1 protein-coding gene is annotated in these 1,205 nt (G+C 43.7%); it reads right to left on the reverse strand.

Annotation, left to right across the window (positions count from 1 at the left end; all coding sequences use genetic code 11):
- Positions 1–57: 57 nt before the first annotated feature.
- On the reverse strand, positions 58–1,098 hold the full coding sequence (locus MD588_RS25865) for an IS481 family transposase (protein WP_265700511.1): 1,041 nt from the start codon (positions 1,096–1,098) through the stop codon (positions 58–60).
- Positions 1,099–1,205 lie beyond the last annotated feature (107 nt).

Consider the following 1,205-nt stretch of genomic DNA (forward strand, 5'->3'; position numbering starts at 1 on the left):
TGTACTAATTCAGACCTGATCTGACAGTTACCCATTTTTGACTCGGTGCCTGTCAGATTAAATCTGGGCTAGATTCTTTTCGGCCCAGATTGATTTCCCATCTTCTAATGTCTCCATTGGCGTTCTGCCACAGCACATTTTTCCTTGATGAGTACGATGATTGTTGTAGTAGTCCATCCATTCGTCCAGATCTTTCTGCAACTCTTCCATCGAGCCATACAGTTTCTTTCTGAACGTAACTTGGTAGAACTCGTTTAATATCGTCTTATGGAAGCGCTCACAGATACCGTTCGTTTGTGGCGACATGGCTTTGGTTTTCGTATGGTCGATATCATTAATGGCGAGGTAAAGCTGATAGTCATGTTGCTCAACGCGGCCACAGTATTCTGTGCCTCTGTCAGTCAGTATTCGAAGCATTGGTAGCTCGTGTGACTCGAAGAACGGTAATACTTTATCATTCAACATATCGGCAGCAGTGATAGGCGTTTTTGTGGTGTAGAGTTTGGCGAACGCTACTTTGCTATAGGTATCTACGAACGTTTGCTGGTAGATACGGCCGACTCCCTTTAAATTGCCAACATAGAACGTATCCTGAGAGCCTAAGTATCCAGGATGAGCCGTTTCTATCTCGCCACAAGCCTCATCATCCTGCTTTTTGCGCTCTAATGCTGCAACTTGTGCATCCGTTAAGATGATACCGTTTTCGGCAACCTGCTTTTCCAGCGCTATAAGTCGTTTCTTGAAGTTCTCAAGGTCATTCCTAAGCCAGATTGAACGAACGCCGCTTGGAGAGATAAACACGCCTAGCTTGCGCAGTTCATTACTCGTTCTAACTTGCCCGTGAGCAGGGAAATCAATGGCGTACTTGAGAACAGCTTGTTCAGTTTCACTATCCACACGATTCTTTAAGTTTGGTGTTCTGCGACTTTGATTGATTAAAGCATCAATACCACCTGTTTCAACCAGCTCTTGGTAGCGGTAGAAAGTGTCTCTTGATACGCCCATAACTTTGCAGGCTTTTGATACATTGCCGAGTTCTTCTGCAAGATTGAGAAGACCAGCTTTGTGTTTGATGATTGGATTGCTAGTATGAAGCATGAGAGTTACCTCTTAGTTTCTTTGATTACGGATTCAGCACCTTTAATCAAAGTGGGTAACTCTCTTCTTTTCAAATTGAAGTGTCAGATCTAGTCGGAACTAATACA

The organism is Photobacterium obscurum, from assembly GCF_026191635.1.
Lineage (GTDB): Bacteria > Pseudomonadota > Gammaproteobacteria > Enterobacterales > Vibrionaceae > Photobacterium > Photobacterium obscurum.